Annotated in this window: 15 protein-coding genes, 1 tRNA gene and 1 pseudogene; 2 read left to right on the top strand and 15 right to left on the bottom strand. The window is 67.7% G+C overall.

The annotated features are described in order from the left end of the window. Positions 1-3 precede the first annotated feature (3 nt). The 14 genes from ABD767_RS13130 to ABD767_RS13065 all read right to left on the bottom strand — a co-directional run bounded on the left by ABD767_RS13130 (position 4) and on the right by ABD767_RS13065 (position 15,951). Positions 4-909 carry an SDR family NAD(P)-dependent oxidoreductase gene (locus tag ABD767_RS13130; protein WP_103045471.1) on the bottom strand — a complete coding sequence of 302 codons (906 nt, stop codon included), beginning with the start codon at positions 907-909 and terminating at the stop codon, positions 4-6. Between the two features lie 20 nt (positions 910-929). Then, positions 930-1,946: a zinc-binding dehydrogenase gene (locus ABD767_RS13125; protein ID WP_103045470.1), complete on the bottom strand. Its 1,017-nt coding sequence runs from the start codon at positions 1,944-1,946 to the stop codon at positions 930-932. A 55-nt stretch (positions 1,947-2,001) separates the two neighbouring features. After that, a complete protein-coding gene (locus ABD767_RS13120) occupies positions 2,002-2,439 on the bottom strand; it encodes a hotdog fold thioesterase (RefSeq protein ID WP_103045469.1) in 438 nt (145 codons plus the stop codon). Further along, entirely contained in the window at positions 2,439-3,230 is a 792-nt protein-coding gene (locus tag ABD767_RS13115) for a glucose 1-dehydrogenase (protein WP_103045490.1), read from the bottom strand. Before ABD767_RS13115 ends, ABD767_RS13120 begins: the two co-directional genes overlap by 1 nt. 100 nt (positions 3,231-3,330) lie before the next feature. After that, a complete protein-coding gene (locus ABD767_RS13110) occupies positions 3,331-4,059 on the bottom strand; it encodes an ATP-binding cassette domain-containing protein (RefSeq protein ID WP_103045468.1) in 729 nt (242 codons plus the stop codon). After that, positions 4,052-4,843 carry an ATP-binding cassette domain-containing protein gene (locus ABD767_RS13105; protein WP_103045467.1) on the bottom strand — a complete coding sequence of 264 codons (792 nt, stop codon included), beginning with the start codon at positions 4,841-4,843 and terminating at the stop codon, positions 4,052-4,054. The genes ABD767_RS13110 and ABD767_RS13105 overlap by 8 nt, the downstream gene beginning before the upstream one ends. Continuing rightward, positions 4,836-6,761 (bottom strand): ABC transporter permease, encoded by a 1,926-nt coding sequence (locus ABD767_RS13100; RefSeq protein ID WP_344869774.1) that lies wholly within the window; start codon positions 6,759-6,761, stop codon positions 4,836-4,838. Before ABD767_RS13100 ends, ABD767_RS13105 begins: the two co-directional genes overlap by 8 nt. Before the next feature lie 68 nt (positions 6,762-6,829). Beyond that, complete coding sequence (locus tag ABD767_RS13095; RefSeq protein WP_103046180.1) at positions 6,830-8,032, bottom strand: ABC transporter substrate-binding protein; 1,203 nt, start codon at positions 8,030-8,032, stop codon at positions 6,830-6,832. Between the two features lie 97 nt (positions 8,033-8,129). Further along, positions 8,130-8,222 (bottom strand) — tRNA-Ser (locus tag ABD767_RS13090). A gap of 134 nt (positions 8,223-8,356) precedes the next feature. Beyond that, positions 8,357-9,094 carry a hypothetical protein gene (locus ABD767_RS13085; protein ID WP_146031505.1) on the bottom strand — a complete coding sequence of 246 codons (738 nt, stop codon included), beginning with the start codon at positions 9,092-9,094 and terminating at the stop codon, positions 8,357-8,359. 1 nt (position 9,095) lies between these two features. Next, positions 9,096-10,193: a cell division protein ZapE gene (gene zapE / locus ABD767_RS13080; RefSeq protein ID WP_103046177.1), complete on the bottom strand. Its 1,098-nt coding sequence runs from the start codon at positions 10,191-10,193 to the stop codon at positions 9,096-9,098. A 77-nt stretch (positions 10,194-10,270) separates the two neighbouring features. Beyond that, positions 10,271-11,698: a dihydrolipoyl dehydrogenase gene (lpdA, locus tag ABD767_RS13075; RefSeq protein ID WP_103046176.1), complete on the bottom strand. Its 1,428-nt coding sequence runs from the start codon at positions 11,696-11,698 to the stop codon at positions 10,271-10,273. An 89-nt stretch (positions 11,699-11,787) separates the two neighbouring features. Beyond that, the gene (gene odhB / locus ABD767_RS13070; RefSeq protein WP_103046175.1) at positions 11,788-13,038 is read right to left on the bottom strand and encodes a 2-oxoglutarate dehydrogenase complex dihydrolipoyllysine-residue succinyltransferase; all 1,251 of its coding nucleotides are present in this window, start codon (positions 13,036-13,038) and stop codon (positions 11,788-11,790) included. Positions 13,039-13,068: 30 nt separating this feature from the next. Further along, positions 13,069-15,951 carry a 2-oxoglutarate dehydrogenase E1 component gene (locus ABD767_RS13065; protein WP_103046179.1) on the bottom strand — a complete coding sequence of 961 codons (2,883 nt, stop codon included), beginning with the start codon at positions 15,949-15,951 and terminating at the stop codon, positions 13,069-13,071. A 308-nt stretch (positions 15,952-16,259) separates the two neighbouring features. Here ABD767_RS13065 and ABD767_RS13060 point away from each other — a divergent pair, with 308 nt between their 5' ends. Together ABD767_RS13060 and fdxA are read left to right on the top strand one after the other, a co-directional pair. After that, on the top strand, positions 16,260-17,321 hold the full coding sequence (locus ABD767_RS13060; RefSeq protein ID WP_103046174.1) for an AI-2E family transporter: 1,062 nt from the start codon (positions 16,260-16,262) through the stop codon (positions 17,319-17,321). A gap of 111 nt (positions 17,322-17,432) precedes the next feature. Then, positions 17,433-17,762 (top strand): ferredoxin FdxA, encoded by a 330-nt coding sequence (gene fdxA, locus ABD767_RS13055; protein WP_103046173.1) that lies wholly within the window; start codon positions 17,433-17,435, stop codon positions 17,760-17,762. 153 nt (positions 17,763-17,915) lie between these two features. Here the strand turns inward: fdxA and ABD767_RS13050 are convergent. Continuing rightward, positions 17,916-18,166, bottom strand: a pseudogene (locus ABD767_RS13050) (IS5/IS1182 family transposase); the annotation flags it as partial.

The following is an 18,166-nucleotide window of genomic DNA, read 5'->3' as shown; positions in this document are numbered from 1 at the left end:
CAGTCAACCGCCGCGCAGCGCCGCTCTTAGCTGCTCACCCACCTGCGGGCGCTCGGCAAACGGGTCGGGCGGGTTCTCGCCGCGCACGATGTGCTCCATGCGGCTCTGCACATTGCCCAGAGCCTGGGGGTGGCTGAAGATGTAGAAGCGGTTCTCCAGCACCGCATCGAACACCTTGGCCGCCACGTCGGCGGCGCTGACCTTGCCGCTCTCGACGGCCTTGCTGGTCATTGCCTGGCCGATGCGCTGGCTGGCGGTGAACGGCTCGCCCTCCATGGCCTGCGGGCGGTTGCGCTCGCTGTGGCTGATGCCGGTGGGCACGAAGTACGGGCACAGCACGCTGGCGCCGATCTGGTCGGTCACCAGGCGCAGATCCTGGTACAGCGTCTCGCTCAGGCTGACGACGGCGTGCTTGCTGACGTTGTACACGCCCATGTTCGGCGGCGTCAGCAGCCCGGCCATGCTGGCGGTGTTGACGATGTGGCCGCGCCACTGCGGGTCGGCGCGCGCGGCATCCAGCATCATCGGCGTGAACAGGCGCACGCCATGGATCACGCCCCACAGGTTCACGCCCAGCACCCATTGCCAGTCGCGCACGCTGTTCTCCCACACCAGGCCGCCCGAACCGACGCCAGCGTTGTTGAACACGAAGTGCGGCGCACCAAAGCGCTGTTGCACCGCCTGCGCCAGCTGTTCCATCTGCGCGGCATCCGATACGTCCACCGACCGCGCCAGCACCTGGGCGCCCGTGGCCTGCAATTCCTCACGCGCGCGCTCCAGCGCATCCTGCTGCACGTCCACCAGCACCAGATTCATGCCGCGCTGCGCGGCAATGCGCGCGCACTCCAGGCCGAAGCCCGAGCCGGCGCCGGTCAGCACCGCGGTCTTGCCGGCAAAGCTCTCGATCATTGCACTGCCTCCCGCACCTGTTAAATCAGCTTGACCAGCTGCTTGCCGAAATTGCGGCCCTTGAGCATGCCGAGGAAGGCCTCGGGCGCCGCCGCCAGCCCCTGGGCGACGCTCTCGCGCGGGCGCAGCTTGCCGGCGGCCACCAGTTGCGACAGCTCGGCCAGCGCCTGGGGCCACAGCTGCATGTGCTCGCTGACGATGAAGCCCTCCACGCGCATGCGGTTGATCAGCATCAACGCGGGGTTGGCCAGCGGCAGCGGCTGGCCGTCATAGCCGGCAATCATCCCGCACAACGCCACGCGGGCGAAGGCGTTGGCGCGCAGCAGCACCGCGTCCAGGATGTAGCCGCCGACGTTCTCGAAGTGGCCGTCGATGCCGTCCGGGCACGCGGCCTTGAGCGCCTGCGCCATGCTCTTGAGATCACCGTTCTGGCGATGGTCGATGCAGGCGTCAAAGCCCAGCTCGTCGGTGGCGTAGGCGCATTTCTCGGGCCCGCCGGCAATGCCGACGACGCGGCAGCCGCGCGCCTTGGCCAGCGCCACAAACGCGCTGCCGACGGCGCCAGTCGCGGCACTGACCACCAGCGTCTGGCCCGGCTTGGGGTCGATGATCTGCGTCAGCCCGTACCAGGCGGTCACGCCCGGCATGCCGACGGCGCCCAGGTAGTACGACAGCGGCACGACCGAGGTGTCGACCTTGCGCAGGCTGCCGGGCACGCCGGCGTCGACCACGCTCCACTCCTGCCAGCCGCCCATGCCGACGACCTTGTCGCCTGCCGCATAGCCCGGGTGGCGGCTCTCCATCACCTCGCCCACGGTGCCGCCCTGCATGACCTCGCCCAGCGGCTGGCAGGCGGCGTAGCTCTTGGCGTCGTTCATGCGCCCGCGCATGTACGGATCCAGGCTCAGGTAGTGGTGGCGCACCAGCACCTGGCCGTCCTGCAGTGCCGGCGTGTCGACCGCCACCAGGCGGAAGTTGTCCGCGGTGGCCGCGCCCTCGGGGCGGTTGTCGAGCAGGAATTGATGGTTCAGCGGCATGTCGCTCTCCTTGAAAACAAAGGCAATCGCAAACGCGCCCGGGCAGGCGCGGGCTTCAATCGGTGGCCACGGACTTGGCCGGGTCGGCCTTGGGCACGTAGCGGAAGGTGCCGGTGGCGTGGCCGCAAATCTGTCCGTCTTCGTCAAAGATGCTGGCCTCGGCAAATGCCATCGAGCGCGTGCGGTGCAGGCGCCGCCCGCGCGCGGTGAGCACTCCGCGCGCCGGGCGCATGAAGCTGGCCTTCATCTCGATGGTGACCACGCCCAGCTCGGGCGTGTCGCTGCGCGCGGCCACGGCCATGGCCACGTCCAGCAGCGTCATCGATACACCGCCGTGCGCCACGGCAAACGAATTGGTGTGCTGCGGCTGCGTGCGGTAGCACAGCGTCGACTCGCCGCCTTCCATGCGCAGCAGCTCGACGCCCAGCTCGTGCACGAAGGGAATGTGGGCGCCGAAGGCCAGCGGCGCACCCGTCGATTCTTCCTGTGCCATCAGCCGCCCACCAGTGCGCTGACGCCGCCGTCCACCGCCATCCACTGGCCGGTGATGTGTTTGCCCGCGTCGCTGGCGTACAGCAGCGTGATGCCCTTGAGGTCTTCGTCGTCGCCCAGGCGGCGCAGCGGTGCGTGGGCGGCCATTTTGTCCTCGCCCAGGGTCTCGATCAGCACGGTGGCCATCTTGGTCTTGAAGAAACCCGGGCAGATGGCGTTGACGCGAATACCATACTCGCCCCACTCGCCGGCCAGCGCGCGCGTGAAATTGATGACCGCGCCCTTGGAGGTGTTGTAGGCAATCGTCTTCATCGCGCCGGGGTTGCCGCCCAGGCCGGCGATCGACGCGATGTTGATGATGGTGCCGCTGCGCCGCGCGATCATGCTGTGCTTGGCGATTGCCTGCGACAGCAGGAAGTAGCCGCGCACGTTCAGGTTCATCACCTTGTCCCACGCGGCCGTTGGGTGATCCTCGGCCGGCGCACCCCAGCTGGCGCCGGCGTTGTTGACCAGGATGTCGACGTGGCCCAGCCTGCCCAGCGCCTCGGCAGCCAAGCGGTGGATGTCCTGCTCGTCGGCGCAGTCGGCGGCAATCCAGTCGGCCGCGATGCCGGCGGCCTCGAGCTCGGCCGCGGCCTGCTCCAGATCCTGCGCCTTGCGCGAGCTCAGTACGATGCGCGCGCCGGCCTCGCCCAGCGCGTGCGCCATCTGCAGCCCCAGGCCGCGCGAGCCGCCGGTGACCAGCGCGGTCTTGCCTTCAAGATTGAAAAGTTGTTGCACCGTGCGTGCCATCTCCATGCCTCCTGATGTGGGTCAAAGCTGCGGCCATTGTGCGCACAATCGCAGCGGCAATCTGTCGCCTTTGCGAAGCATGCGGCACTGCGCCGCGCCGTCACACGCCCAGGTACTGCTGGCGCACCGCGTCGTTGCCGACCAGCTCGCCCATGCTGGCGGCGTAGCAGATCTGACCCTTCTCCAGCACATAGGCGCGGTCGGCCACCCAGGCGGCGAACGGCAGGTTCTGCTCGCTCAGCACAATGCTCACGCCCTGGCGCTTGAGCGCCAGAATCATCTGCGCCATCTGCTCGACGATGGCCGGCGCCACGCCTTCGCTGGGCTCGTCGAGCAGCACCAGGCAGGGGTTGCCCATCAGCGTGCGCGCCACGGTGAGCATCTGCTGCTCGCCGCCGCTCATGCGATCCGCGCGGCGCTGCAGCATCTCGGCCAGGTTGGGAAACAGCACCAGCAGCGCGTCCACGCTCCACGACGGCGCAGCGCCGCCACCCGGCCACTTGCGCGGCGGCTGGCGCCCGACCTGCAGGTTCTCCAGCACCGTCAGGTCGGTGAAGATGCGCCGCTCCTCGGGCACATAGCCCAGACCCAGGCGCGCGCGTTCATGCGGCGCGGCGCGTGCGATCTCGCGCCCCATGAAGCGCACGCTGCCGCTGCGCCGCGCAACCAGCCCCATCAGCGTCTTGAGCGTGGTCGACTTGCCCGCGCCGTTGCGTCCCATCAGCGCCACCACCTCGCCGCGGCGCACCTGCAGATCCAGGCCGAACAGAATGTGCGCGGCGCCATACCAGGCGTTCAGTCCCTGCACCTCCAGCAGCAGCTCATCCATCGACACGCCCTCCCTGCGCGGCTGCCGGCGCCAGCATCGCGCCGCTGCCCAAGTAGACCTGCTGCACCAGCGGGTCGGCACGCACCTGCGCTGGCGTGCCCTGGGCGATCAGGCGCCCGCGCGCGAGCACCAGCACGCGGTCGGCATGGGCGAACACCACGTCCATGCTGTGCTCGGTGAACAGCACCGCCGTACCCTGCTCGCTCACCAGCCGGCGGGTGAGCTGCATCAGCGCATGGCGCTCGGCGGGCGACATGCCGGCCGTCGGCTCGTCCATCAGCAGCAGGCGCGGGCGGTGGGCCAGCGCAATTGCCAGCTCCAGGCGCTTGACGTCGCCATAGGCCAGCGCGCTGCAGGGCGCGTCGCCCAGCGCCTGCATGTCCACCTGCGCCAGCAGCTGCAGCGCGTCGGCGCGGCGGTGGCCGGCGGCGCGCCACCACAGGCCGTAGATTTTGCGGTCCTGCGACAGCAGCGCCATCTGCACGTTCTCGGCCACGGTGAGCGAGGCAAAGGTCTGCGCGATCTGGAAGGTGCGCCCCACGCCCAGGCGCCAGATGGCGCGCGGCGGCAGGCCGGCCAGTTCGCGCCCCGCCAGCCGGATGGTGCCGGCATCTGCGCGCAGCTGTCCGCCCACCATGTTGAAGGTGGTGGACTTGCCCGCGCCGTTGGGGCCGATCAGCGCCAGCAGTTCGCCGGCCGCCAGGTCGAAGTCCACGCCATCGACCGCGTGCACGCCGCCAAACGACTTGCGCAGGCCGCGCACCGACAGCAGCGGCTCAGCCATGGCCTGCCTCCTGCGCGGCGGCGCCCCGGCGCGCGGCCCAGCGCCGCCACAGCTGCTGCGCGCCGCCCACCAGCCCCTGAGGGAACACCAGCACCAGCACCAGGATGATGGCGCCCAGCACCGCGCGCCAGTAGTCGGTGCCGCGCGCCACCGCGTCCTGCAGCCAGGTCAAGCCCACGGCGCCGGCCACCGGGCCGGCCAGCGTCTGCACGCCGCCCAGCAGCACCATGACGAGCGCGTCGATCGACTTGCCGATACCCAGCGCCTCGGGCGAGATGCTGCCCTTGGAATAGACGAACAGCGCGCCCGCGACGCCGGCAAACGCGCCGGCAATCACAAAGGCCAGCCACTGCACGCGGCGCACGTCCACGCCTATGGCCTCGGCACGCAGCGGCGCGTCGCGCGCCGCGCGCAGCGCCAGGCCCAGCGGCGCATGCAGCATGCGCCGCAGCAGCCACAGGCCGGCCAGCACCAGCGCCAGCACCAACAGGTAGTAGCGCGCGGTGTCGGCCAGCGCCGACGCCGGCCAGATGCCGGTCAGGCCGTTGCTGCCGCCGGTCAGGTCGTCCCACTGGTAGGTGACGGCCCAGGCGATCTGCGCCAACGCCAGCGTCAACATGGCCAGGTAGACGCCCGACAGGCGCACCGCCAGCCAGCCGAACACCAGCGCCAGCAGCGCCGCCAGCAGCGGCCCGGCCACCAGCGTGGCGGCCATCGGCAGGCCCAGCGCCTTGAGCGCCAGCCCCGCGCCATAGGCGCCGGCGCCAAAGTAGGCGGCGTGGCCGAACGAGTGCATGCCGCCCGGCCCCATGATGAAGTGCAGGCTGGCGGCCAGCAGCGCGGCGACGGCCAGCTCGATGCCCAGCACCAGCGTGTAGTCCGACGCACCCAGCCACGGCAGTGCCAGGAGCGCCAGCGCCAGCAGCGCCCAGGCCGCGCGCGCGCCGCGCCCGGCCGGGCGCAGCGGCGCCTCGCCCTCGCCCGTGCTGCGCACCAGCGCCTGCGGCCGGCCCAGCAGCCCCCAGGGGCGCCAGACCAGCACCGCGGCCATCACCGCGAAGTCGACGACCAGCGTCGCCTTGGAGAGATTGACCGGCACGCCCCACAACGTCACCTGTCCCAGCCAGATGCACAGCGCCTTGACCAGCGAGATCAGCAGCGCCGCCAGGTAGGCGCCAGGCAACGAGCCCAGCCCACCCACCACCACCACCACAAAGGCCGCGCCGATGGCGTTCAGGTCCATGTCCAGATTGGCGCTCTCGCGCGGCAGCTGCAGCGCGCCACCCAGCCCGGCCAGCAGCGCGCCCAGTGCAAACACCGCGGTGAACAGCCAGGCCTGCTGCACGCCCAGCGCGCTGACCATTTCGCGATCCTGCGTCGCGGCGCGCACCAACGTGCCAAAGCGCGTGCGCGTGAGCAGCAGCCACACCAGCAACAGCACCAGCGGGCCGGCGGCAATCAGAAACAGGTCATACGCGGGAAACTGCCGTCCCAGCACCGACACCGCGCCGCGCAGCCCCGGCGCGCGCGGGCCCAGCAGTTCGTCAGGCCCCCACAGCGCCAGCACACCGTCGCGCACCACCAGCACCAAGGCAAACGTTGCCAGCAACTGCAGCAGCTCGGGCGCCGGGTACAGGCGGCGCAGCAGCAGCGCCTCGATCAGCGCGCCAAGCAGGCCCACGGCCAGCGCCGCCAGCGGCAGCGCCAGCCAGAAGCCCCAGCCCGCGCCCAGCACCGGCGCGAGCGACTCGGCCAGGCTGTAGGCAAGGTAGACGCCCAGCATGTACAGCGAGCCATGGGCAAAGTTGACGATGCGGGTGACGCCGAAGATCAGCGACAGCCCCGCCGCCACCAGAAACAGCGACGACGCACCCGCCAGCGCGTTGAGCAGCTGGACGATCAGCCCCGACAGCTGCACCGCAGCCTCCCATCATCCAGGGCGCACCGGCTGCGGCGCCCGTGCATGGCACTGCGCTGCATCGAGCCTTATTGCGCCGCGGTGCGCGACGCCCTGACCTGCGCATCCGACGGCTGGAAGTCGGCGCCGTCGCGGTAGGAAAAGTCGACCATCACGCCCTTGCCACCGTCGTTGTGCGTCTTGCCGACGTAAGCGCCCAACGTGGACTGGTGGTCTTGCGCCCGGTAGTGGATGCGGCCGAATGGCGTGTCCACCTCCAGCCCGCGGAACGCCGCGACCATTTTGTCGCTGTCGGCGCTGCCGGCCTTCTTCAGCCCTTCGGCGGCCGAACGGATCATCGCGTAGCCGACGACCGAGCCCAGGCGCGGATAGTCTTTGAAACGCGCCTGGTAGGCCTTCAGGAATGCCTGGTGCTCGGGCGTGTCGATTCCATACCACGGGTAGCCGGTGACGATCCAGCCCTCGGGCGTCTCGTCCTTGAGCGCATCCAGGTACTCGGGCTCGCCGCTGATCAGGCTGACCACGGTGCGATCCTTGAACAGCCCGCGCGTATTGCCCTCGCGCACGAATTTGGTCAGGTCGGCGGCGAACAGCACGTTGAAGATGGCGTCGGGCTTGGCGTCGGCCAGCGCCTGAACCACGGCGCCCGCGTCCAGCTTGCCCAGCGGCGGCGCCTGCTCGGCGACGAACTCCACGTCGGGCTGCGCCTGCTTGAGCAGCGTCTTGAACGCATTGACCGCCGACTGGCCGTATTCATAGTTGGGATAGACGATGGCCCAGCGCTTCTTGTCGAGCTTTGCCGCCTCGGGCACCAGCATGGCGGCCTGCATATAGGTGCCAGGGCGCAGGCGGAAGGTGTAGGCGTTGCCGCCCTGCCAGGTCAGCTTGTCGGTCAGCGGCTCGCCAGCGAGGAAGAAACGCTTCTTCTGCTGCGCATAGTCGGCCACGGCCATGCCGGTATGTGACAGAAAGGTGCCGGTGAGCACGTCCACCTTCTCGCGCGTGACCAGTTCCTCGGCCACGCGCACCGCGTCGCCCGGGTTGGCGTTGTCGTCGCGCACGACCAGTTCCAGCTTGCGGCCGTTCACGCCGCCAGCGGCGTTGATCTGCTCGACCGCCAGCTCCATGCCCTTCTTGTACGGCCCCAGGAACGCGGGTTGCGCCTTGTAGCTGTTGAGTTCGCCAATCTTGTAGACGCCCTGCGTCTGGGCGAGCGCAGCGCCCGTCACGACGGCCAGGGCCACAGGCGCCCAGCGCAGCCAACCATGCATGGTCATGCGAAACCTCCAGAATGAATGCCCGGCGACGCAGGCACAGGCCGGCCGCGGATACAAAAAAGCCCAACCGACGGATCGGTTGGGCTTGTCCTGGCGGAGACGGAGGGATTCGAACCCTCGATGGGGCTCTACACCCCATACTCCCTTAGCAGGGGAGCACCTTCGGCCACTCGGTCACATCTCCAGCAATCCGGCGATTATGCCCGAAAAACCGCCATCGCCAGGCAGTCCAACGCTTTTTCGTCGCGCCATTGTGCAATGCGGCAAGCGAGCGCGCAGATGCGCCGCCAATACCCCTGCCGCAGTGCACACTCTGGATCAATCGCCCTGCGCGCCGCTGACTGGCTCCGCGGCGGGCAACGGCGGCGCCGGATTCTTGCCCGCCTTGGCGGCCTCGGCCTGCTGGCGCGCGTGCTCCTCCTGGCGCCGTAGGGCGCGGTCCCGTTTGTCCTGCTGGCGCTGGCGCGCGGCGGCGGCGCGCTCGTCCAGCGTGGCGCGGCGGCCGGCGCGCTCATCGGCCTGCGTGGCCTGGTGCTGGCGCTGCTGCTGCGCACGGCCTTCGGCCTGGGCGCCGCGCTGCACTTGTTCTTGCTGCCGTTGCTGCTCCCGTTCGGCGGGCGTGCCGCGCACGCTGGATTGCGCGCCGCGTTGCGTGGCTTGCTGCACGTCCTGCTCATGCTCCTGCTGGCGCTCGCGCACCGATTGCAGACGCTGATCGGCGCGCCACTGACGCTCGGCGGCGTTGATCTGACGCTCTCGCGCACCGATTTCGCCCTCCTGCCCGCGCAGGCGCTGGCGCGACGCACTCAGGCAGTTCTCGACCGCGAAGCGCTGGTAGCAGGCGGCCTCCTCACGCACGCGCTGCGCCTGCAGCTGCTGGCGTTGCTGCTCCAGCAGCTTGCGCTCGGCCTCCCATTGCACGGTGGGGTCGGCGGGCTGCGCCGCGGCCGGCGCATCGACTGTGGCATCGGCAGCAGGCGCCTGCACCGTCTGGGCGCCGCCAACAGTGGCGGCGCAGCCCAACAGCAGAACGGCGCAAAGTGTGTGAAGCCTCATGTCAGGTCAACCCCGTGTCGACCACGCGGCGTTCGAGCTGCAGGTATTCCTTGGACTGCATTTCCTGCAGGCGCGAGACGGTGCGCGGGAACTCATGCACCAGCGGCCCTTCGGTATAGAGCTGCTCGGGCGGCACCGCGGCCGACATGATGAGCTTGACGCGCCGGTCGTACAGCACGTCGACCAGCCAGGTGAAGCGCCGCGCGGGCGATGCCATGTTGACCGGCATATAGGGCACGTTGGACAGCAGCACCGTGTGAAAGCGCGTGGCGATCTCCAGGTAATCGTTCTGCGAGCGCGGGCCCATGCACAGCTCGCGAAAGTCGAACCAAACGACGCCGCCGGCGCGGCGGATGCTGCGGATTTCGCGCGCCTCGATGTGCAGCACCGGGTCTTCGTCGTGCACCGGTGCGAGCTGGTCGAAGGTCTGCCCCATCGCGGCGTCGGCCTCGGGGCCGAGCGGGCAGTGGTAGAGCTTGGCGCTCTCCAGCGTGCGGCTGCGGTAGTCGGTGCCGTTGTCGACGTTCACAACCTCCATGTGCTCGTTGAGCAGGTCGATGGCCGGCAGGATGCGGTCGCGGTGCAACCCGTCTGGGTACAGGTCGTCAGGCTTGAAGTTGGACGTGGTGACGAAGCCCACGCCGTTGTCGAACAGCGCCACCAGCAGGCGGTACAGAATCATCGCGTCGGTGATGTCCGCGACGTGGAACTCGTCGAAGCAGATCAGCTTGTAACGCTTGGCGATCTTGGCGCCCAGCGCATCGAGCGGGTTCTGCGTACCCTGCAACGCCACCAGCTCGTGCTGCACCTCGCGCATGAACTCGTGGAAATGCAGGCGCACCTTGCGCTTGAGCGGCACGGCGTTGAAGAAGCAGTCCATCAGAAAGCTCTTGCCGCGGCCCACGCCGCCGTACATGTACACGCCCTTGGGAATGCCGGGGTGGTTGATGAGCTTCTTCAAGCTGTTGGAGCGCTTGGCCTTGTAGACGCTCCACTCCTGCGCGCAGCGCTCCAGCGCGTCGACCGCGCGCAGCTGCGCGGGGTCGCTCTTGAAACCCTTGGCGGCAAGTTCCGCCTCGTAGGCCTGCCTGACGTTCACCGTTGTTCCTTGTCTCGAAAACAGAAACTGCCAGCGCCCCTCGACGGGCGCCGGCAGCTACGCAAACCGCATCAATCTCAGAAATTGAGCGTGCGCTTGTCCACGGCCAGCGCCGCTTCCTTGGTCGCTTCGGACAGCGAGGGGTGGGCGTGGCAGATGCGGGCGATGTCCTCGCTGCTGGCCTTGAACTCCATCGCCACCACGGCCTCGGCGATCAGCTCGCTGGCCAGCGGGCCGACGATGTGCACGCCCAGGATTTCGTCGGTGGCAGCATCGGCCAGCATCTTGACGAAGCCGGTGGTGTCGCCCAGCGCACGCGCGCGGCCGTTGGCCATGAACGGGAAGCTGCCGGCCTTGTACTTGACGCCGTCCTGCTTGAGCTGCTGCTCGGTGCGGCCGACCCAGGCGATCTCGGGGCTGGTGTAGATGACCCAGGGAATGGTGTTGAAGTTGACGTGGCCGTGCTGGCCGGCCATGCGCTCGGCCACGGCGACGCCCTCTTCCTCGGCCTTGTGCGCCAGCATCGGGCCGCGCACCACGTCGCCCACGGCCCACACGCCCGGCAGGTTGGTCTGGCACAGGTCGTTGACCACGACGGCGCCGCGCTCATCCAACTGCAGGCCCACGGCCTCCGGGTTCAAGCCGATGGTGTTGGGCACACGGCCGATCGAGACGATGAGCTTGTCGACGTCGAGCTTCTGCGCCTCGCCCTTGGCATCGGTATAGGCGACCGACACGCCTTTTTTACCGCCTTTGACTTCGCCGATCTTCACGCCCAGCTCGATCTTCAGGCCTTGCTTGTCAAACGCCTTCTTGGCTTCCTTGGCGACCTGCTCGTCCACGGCGCCCAGGAAGGTCGGCAGGCCTTCGAGCACCGTCACCTGGGCGCCCAGGCGGCGCCAGACGCTGCCCATCTCCAGGCCGATCACACCCGAGCCGATCACGCCCAGCTTCTTGGGCACGGCACCCAGCGCCAGCGCGCCATCGTTGGACAGGATGTTGATCTCGTCGAAATCGACGCCAGGCAGAGCGCGGGCGTTGGAGCCGGTGGCGACGACGACCTGCTTGCCCACCAGCGTCTCGTCCTTGGCGCCCTTGACCTGGATCTCGTAGCCGCCCTCGACCGCCTTGGAGAACGAGCCGCGGCCGTGGAAGAAGCTGACCTTGTTCTTCTTGAACAGGTAGAGGATGCCGTCGTTGTTCTGCTTCACCACGGTGTCCTTGCGCCCGACCATCGTGGCCACGTCCATCGTCACCTTGCCGGTGCTGATGCCGTGCTCGGCGAAGTGCTTGTTGGCGTGCTCGAAATGCTCGCTGGACTGCAGCAGCGCCTTGGACGGGATGCAGCCCACGTTGGTGCAGGTGCCACCGGGCGCGGGGCCGCCCTTGTCGTCGGTCCAGGCGTCGATGCAGGCCACGCTCATGCCCAGTTGTGCGGCGCGAATCGCTGCGATATAGCCGCCGGGGCCGGCTCCGATGACGACGACGTCGAATTGCTTGCTCATGGTTGTCTCAAAAAGGGAAAAGTAAAAAACCCACCGCAGGGCCGGGCCGAGGGTGGGTTCGCTTCAGTGCGGTGGACCCGGCGCTTGGCTTACAGGTCGAACAGCAGGCGCGAGGGGTCTTCCAGCGCGTCCTTCATCGCCACCAGGCCCAGCACCGCCTCGCGTCCGTCGATGATGCGGTGGTCGTAGCTCAGCGCCAGGTAGTTCATAGGACGCACCACGACCTGGCCGTTCTCGACCACGGCGCGATCCTTGGTGGCGTGCACGCCCAGGATGGCCGACTGCGGCGGGTTGATGATGGGGGTGGACATCATCGAGCCAAACGTCCCGCCATTGCTGATCGAGAAGGTGCCGCCGGTCATGTCTTCCAGGCCCAGCTTGCCTTCCTGCGCCTTCTTGCCGAACTCGGCGATCTTTTTCTCGATGTCGGCAAAGCTCATCTGGTCGGCGTTGCGCAGGATGGGCACGACCAGGCCGCGCGGCGATCCGACGGCGATGCCGATGTCGAAGTAGCCGTGGTAGACGATATCGGTGCCGTCGACCGAGGCGTTGATCACCGGGTACTTCTTGAGTGCATGCACCGCGGCCTTGACGAAGAAGCTCATGAAGCCGAGCTTGACGCCGTGCTCCTTGGTGAACGCGTCCTGGAACTTCTTGCGCAGCTCCATCACCGGCGCCATGTTGACCTCGTTGAAGGTGGTCAGGATGGCGTTGGTGGACTGCGACTGCAGCAGGCGCTCGGCGATGCGCGCGCGCAGGCGGCTCATCGGCACGCGCTGCTCGGGGCGCTCGCCCAGGTTGGGCGCTGCGGGCGCGGCCACCTGGGGCAGCGCCTTGGTCGGCACGCCCGTGGGAATGACCGCCGCCGTGGATTGCGCGCCGCCGGCCACTGCGGCCAGCACGTCGCCCTTGGTCACGCGGCCGTCGCGGCCGGTACCGCTCACTTGCGCGGCGCTCAGGTTGTTGTCGGCCAGCAGCTTGGCAGCGGCGGGCATGGCCACGCCGGCCTTGCTGGCGCCGGCTGCGGCAGGCGCTGCAGGTGCAGCAGCCGGTGCGGCGGCCGCAGGCGCCGCAGCAGCGGGTGCGGGGGCGGCGACGGCCGCGGTGTCGATCTTGGCGATCAACTGCTGCGCGGTGACCGTGGCGCCGTCGGCCTGGACGATCTCTGCGAGCACGCCAGCGGACGGCGCGGGCACTTCGAGCACGACCTTGTCGGTCTCGATCTCGATCAGGATCTCGTCCTGCGCGACCGCCTCGCCCGCCTTCTTCTTCCAGTTGAGCAGCGTGGCCTCGGCCACGGATTCGGACAGCTCAGGGACTTTGACTTCTACGATTGCCATTTTGTGAATTCCGTTGTGCGTTGATCTGGATTACTTGGTCAGGACAAAACCCTTGAGCTTGCCAAATGCCGCCTCGACCAGGTTCTTCTGCTGCTCGGCGTGCAGGTGGGCGTAGCCCACTGCAGGCGACGCGGAAGCGGCACGGCCTGCGTAGCCCAGCTTCTGGCCCGCGAGCATGTTCTCGTGGATGTTGTGCTGGATGAAGAACCAGGCGCCCTGGTTCTGCGGCTCGTCCTGGCACCAGACGATCTCGGTGGCCTTGCCGAATCGCTTGACCTCGGCGGCAAACGCCTTGTGCGGGAAGGGGTAGAGCTGCTCGACGCGGATGATGGCCACGTCGGTGCTGCCCTTCTCGGCGCGCTTTTTCACCAGGTCGTAGTACACCTTGCCCGAGCAGGCAATGATGCGCTTGACCTTGGCTGCGTTCTTGAGCACGGCTTCGTCCTGCTCGCCGATCACGGTCTGGAAGCCCCCGCTGGTGAACTCCGACAGCGGCGAGGTCGCGTCCTTGTTACGCAGCAGGCTCTTGGGCGTCATGATGATCAGGGGCTTGCGCAAGTCGCGCACCATCTGGCGACGCAGCACGTGGAAGATCTGGCTGGCCGTCGTCGGCTGCACGATCTGCATGTTGGTGTCGGCCGCCAGCTGCATGAAGCGCTCCAGGCGCGCCGAGCTGTGCTCCGGGCCCTGGCCCTCGTAGCCGTGGGGCAGCATCAGCGTGATGCCGTTGATGCGGCCCCACTTCACCTCGCCCGAGGCGATGAACTGGTCGATCACCACCTGTGCGCCGTTGGCGAAGTCGCCGAACTGCGCCTCCCAGACCACCAGGGTGTTGGGATCGTTCGACGCATAGCCGTATTCATAGGCCAGCACCGCCTCCTCGGACAGGATGGAGTCGATGACGACGAACGGCGCCTGGTTCTCGGTCACGTTCGACAGCGGCACGTAGGTGCCCTCGTCCCACTTCTCGCGCTTCTGGTCGTGGATCACGGCGTGGCGGTGCGTGAACGTGCCGCGCCCGCTGTCCTCGCCCGACAGGCGGATCGGGTAGCCCGAGGCGACCAGCGAGGCGAATGCCATGTGCTCGCCCATGCCCCAGTCGACGTTGTGCTCGCCGCGGCCCATCGCGGCGCGGTCGTCCAGCACGCGCTTGACCAGCATGTGCGGCGTGACGCTGTCGGGAATGGTGGTGATGCGCTCGGCCAGGCGCTTCCACTCGGCCAGCGGAATCGCGGTGTCGGCCGCGTCGGTCCAGGCCTTGTTCAGGAAGGGGCTCCAGTCGACCGCGTACTTGCTCTTGAAGTTGGTCAGCACCGGGTCGATGGTGTGCTTGCCATTGTCCATCGCGGCGCGGTAGGCGCGAGCCATGTCGTCGCCCAGCGTCTCGCCCAGACCCTGCGTGGCCAGCTTGTCGGCGTAGAGCTTGCGCGTTCCGGGGTGCTGGGCGATCTTCTTGTACATCAGCGGCTGGGTGAGCATGGGCGTGTCCTGCTCGTTGTGGCCCAGCTTGCGGTAGCAGATGATGTCGACCACCACATCCCTGGAGAACTCCATGCGGTAGTCCAGCGCCAGCTGCATCGCCAGGCAGACGGCTTCCGGGTCGTCGCCGTTCACGTGCAGCACGGGCGACTCGATCATCTTCACGATGTCGGTGCAGTACAGCGTGGAGCGCAGGTCGCGCGGGTCGGACGTGGTGAAGCCGATCTGGTTGTTGATGATGATGTGTACCGTGCCGCCCGTGGTGTAGCCACGGGTCTCGGACAGAGCCAGCGTCTCCTGGTTCACGCCCTGGCCGGCAAAGGCCGCGTCGCCGTGCACCAGCACCGGCAGCACCTGCTTGCCGTGCGGGTCGTCGCGGCGATCCATGCGCGAGCGCACCGAGCCCTCGACCACCGGGTTGACGATCTCCAGGTGCGAGGGGTTGAACGCCAGCGACAGGTGCACCGGGCCGCCGGGGCTGGAGACGTCCGAGGAGAAGCCCTGGTGGTATTTCACGTCACCAGCAGGCAGATCCTCGGGCGCCGTGTGCTCGAACTCGGCAAACAAATCCTTGGGCATCTTGCCCAGCGTATTGACCAGCACGTTCAGGCGCCCGCGGTGGGCCATGCCGATCACGATCTCCTGCACTCCCTTGATCCCGGCGGACTGGATCAGCTCATCCATCGCGGCGATGAAGCTCTCGCCGCCTTCCAGCGAGAAGCGCTTCTGGCCGACGTACTTGGTGTGCAGAAAGCGCTCCAGCCCTTCGGCGGCCGTCAGGCGCTCGAGAATGCGCTTTTTCTTGTCGGCGTCGAACGCCGGCTTGCTGCGGATGCTCTCCAGCCGCTGCTGCCACCAGCGCTTCTGGTTCTGGTCGGTGGCATACATGTACTCAGCGCCAATGGTGCCGCAATAGGTCTCACGCAGCGCGTTGATCAACTCGCGCAGCGGCAGGCTTTCCTTGCCGAAGAAGGTGTTGGCGACGTTGAACACCGTCTCCTGGTCGGCGTCAGTGAAGCCGTAGAACGACGGCTCCAGCTCAGGGATGCTCGGGCGCTCGGCGCGCTTGAGCGGGTCCAGGTCGGCCCAGCGCGCACCGACGTTGCGGTAGGCCGCAATCAGCTGCTGCACCGCCGTGCGCTTGCGACCCAGCTCCGAATCTGCGCCCGTGGCAATGACCACCTGGGTACCGCCGGCTTTGGCACGCTCGGCAAAGGCATCAATGACGGGCTGGTGGGGAACGTCGCGTGCGCTGCTGCCATCCACTGCGGGTACGTTTTGCAGCGCATCGAAATACTGGCGCCAGGAATCGGGCACGCTGCCCGGATTGACCAGATAGTTCTCATACATCTCTTCGACGTAGGACGCGTTGCCGCCGAAGAGATAGGTATTGCCCTGATAGGCTTGATAGATGGACGTGGGCTGATCGCTCATGTTGGCGCTGACCTCCACTTCCCTTTGGGAAGCTCGAGCTGGTTGGGAAAACCTTCCGCGTCACGGCTGAACCGGTTGGCGGATGCGACTGTGGCAGGGGAAGGGCCTGTTGCGGCAAGCATTGTGCCACTGAACGCATTGCGGGGTACCGCACAGTCCCGCAGGAGACTGGGCTTGCGTTGCCCAGACGACACGGACGGCCCTGGCATTCGCCGCCCAGAGCGCACGGCACCTGCCGACGCCGGGGATCGGCTCCAGGCCCACGCCTCGCGTACCATCGGCGACTCTGTCTTGAACACCCGGCGCCCATGCTCTCCTCCACCAATCGGCCCCTGCTGATCCTGACCATCGCGGCCACGCTGGCCTTCGGCGCCGTTCTGTGGCCATTCAACGGCGCGGTGTTCTGGGCCGTGGTGCTGGCCATCGTATTCACGCCGCTGCACCGGCGGCTGCTGGTGCGCCTGCGCGGGCGGCGCAACCTGGCCACGCTGGCGACGCTGCTGGTCTGCCTGGTCATCGTCATTCTGCCGCTGCTGGTCATCGGCAGCTCGCTGATCCAGGAGGTGACGGCCGCCTACCAGCGGGTGCGCTCGGGGCAGCTGAACTTTGGCAACTATGCACAGCAAATCCTCGCGGCGCTGCCGCCCTGGGCGCTGGGGCTGCTCGACCGCATCAACCTGACGCAGCCCGCCGAACTGCAGGCGCGCCTAGCCACGCTGGGCGCGCAGGCCAGCCAGCTGCTGGCGACCAAGGCGGTGGACGTGGGGCAGGACACGCTGCAGTTCATCGTCAGCTTCGGCGTCATGCTCTACCTGCTGTACTTTCTGCTGCGCGACGGTCGCCACCTGGCCGCCCGCATCCGCGCGGCACTGCCGCTGGATGCGCACCACCAGCACGCGCTGTCGGAGAAATTCATCACCGTGATACGCGCGACGATCAAGGGCAATCTGGCGGTCGCCGCGGCCCAGGGTGCTCTGGGCGGGCTGATCTTCTGGCTGCTGGGCATCCAGGGGCCGGTGATGTGGGGCGTGCTGATGGCATTCCTGTCGCTGCTGCCCGCCGTCGGCGCCAGCCTGATCTGGGGGCCAGTGGCCATTTACTTTCTGGCCACGGGCGCAACCGGCCAAGGCCTGGTGCTGACCGCCTATGGCATTTTGGTGATCGGCCTGGTCGACAACGTGCTGCGCCCACTGTTGGTGGGCAAGGACACCAAGATGCCCGACTACGTGGTGCTGATCTCCACGCTGGGCGGCATGGCGCTGTTCGGGCTCACCGGCTTCGTCATCGGGCCGGCAATTGCGGCGCTGTTCATGGCCTGCTGGGATCTTTTTGCACCGCCGCCGGGCCACGCCCCCCGCGGCCGCGAATGACCGCGTTGCCCACGGGCCCGTCAGGGCCGAGGCGCGACGCCCGCGTGTGAGGTTCTAGAATCAGGGTATTCCACGAAGCCTCCCATACCACGTACCGCGTACCGATTTGTCATGACCCACGTCGTTTCCGAGAACTGCATCAAGTGCAAATACACCGATTGTGTGGACGTCTGTCCCGTTGATTGCTTTGTTGAAGGCCCGAACATGCTGGTCATCAACCCGGACGAGTGCATCGACTGCGCGGTCTGCGTCCCCGAATGCCCGGCCAACGCGATTTTTGCCGAGGAAGACCTGCCGTCCGACGAACTGGCCTTCATCAAGATCAACGCCGAACTGACGAACGCGCCCGGCTGGAAGACCATCACGCGCCGCAAGGGCGCGCTGCCAGACGCCGACGAGTTCAACGGCCAGCCGGGCAAGATCACCGAACTGCAGCGCTGACACGCCCGGCCGCAGGCACGCTTCGCGCACGCGGCCACTCCTGCTTCCCCTCTCCTTTTCTTCGCCTTCCCATCGATGGGCGGGCTTTTGCGTGCGCGAAGCGTAGTGCTTGCATGCAAGCGTGTCGATAGTCCGCCCTGAACAATTCCGTTTTCAACTGCCGGCAGGCTGGTGCTCATGCGAAGCGGCGAGCAGCACAGCAATGACAGCCTGCATCGACAGCCCGAAGCGGGCGCAACAAAGCCGCAGTGCGGCCAGGATCAGACGCAGGTTATGGCCTGCGCCGCACATGACCGCATGGATGGCATCTCCCAACTGGCCCTTGAGCGGGTTCCGGGCTAATCTGCCGTCCATCTTCATATGCCCAATCGCCGGCTCAATGGCGCTTCTTCTTTTGATCATCG

This window comes from Comamonas faecalis (assembly GCF_039538025.1).
Lineage (GTDB): Bacteria > Pseudomonadota > Gammaproteobacteria > Burkholderiales > Burkholderiaceae_C > Comamonas_C > Comamonas_C faecalis.
This window is presented reverse-complemented; position numbering and strand designations above follow the sequence as displayed.

Bases quoted from the DNA above. Each gene is read 5' to 3' on its own strand.
- fdxA (WP_103046173.1), top strand. From the start codon at position 17,433: ATGACCCACGTCGTTTCCGAGAACTGCATCAAGTGCAAATACACCGAT.
- ABD767_RS13125 (WP_103045470.1), bottom strand. From the start codon at position 1,946: ATGCCGCTGAACCATCAATTCCTGCTCGACAACCGCCCCGAGGGCGCG.
- ABD767_RS13130 (WP_103045471.1), bottom strand. From the start codon at position 909: ATGATCGAGAGCTTTGCCGGCAAGACCGCGGTGCTGACCGGCGCCGGC.
- ABD767_RS13060 (WP_103046174.1), top strand. From the start codon at position 16,260: ATGCTCTCCTCCACCAATCGGCCCCTGCTGATCCTGACCATCGCGGCC.
- ABD767_RS13065 (WP_103046179.1), bottom strand. From the start codon at position 15,951: ATGAGCGATCAGCCCACGTCCATCTATCAAGCCTATCAGGGCAATACC.
- lpdA (WP_103046176.1), bottom strand. From the start codon at position 11,698: ATGAGCAAGCAATTCGACGTCGTCGTCATCGGAGCCGGCCCCGGCGGC.
- ABD767_RS13115 (WP_103045490.1), bottom strand. From the start codon at position 3,230: ATGGCACGCACGGTGCAACAACTTTTCAATCTTGAAGGCAAGACCGCG.
- ABD767_RS13105 (WP_103045467.1), bottom strand. From the start codon at position 4,843: ATGGCTGAGCCGCTGCTGTCGGTGCGCGGCCTGCGCAAGTCGTTTGGC.
- odhB (WP_103046175.1), bottom strand. From the start codon at position 13,038: ATGGCAATCGTAGAAGTCAAAGTCCCTGAGCTGTCCGAATCCGTGGCC.
- ABD767_RS13120 (WP_103045469.1), bottom strand. From the start codon at position 2,439: ATGGCACAGGAAGAATCGACGGGTGCGCCGCTGGCCTTCGGCGCCCAC.
- ABD767_RS13095 (WP_103046180.1), bottom strand. From the start codon at position 8,032: ATGCATGGTTGGCTGCGCTGGGCGCCTGTGGCCCTGGCCGTCGTGACG.
- ABD767_RS13110 (WP_103045468.1), bottom strand. From the start codon at position 4,059: ATGGATGAGCTGCTGCTGGAGGTGCAGGGACTGAACGCCTGGTATGGC.
- ABD767_RS13085 (WP_146031505.1), bottom strand. From the start codon at position 9,094: ATGAGGCTTCACACACTTTGCGCCGTTCTGCTGTTGGGCTGCGCCGCC.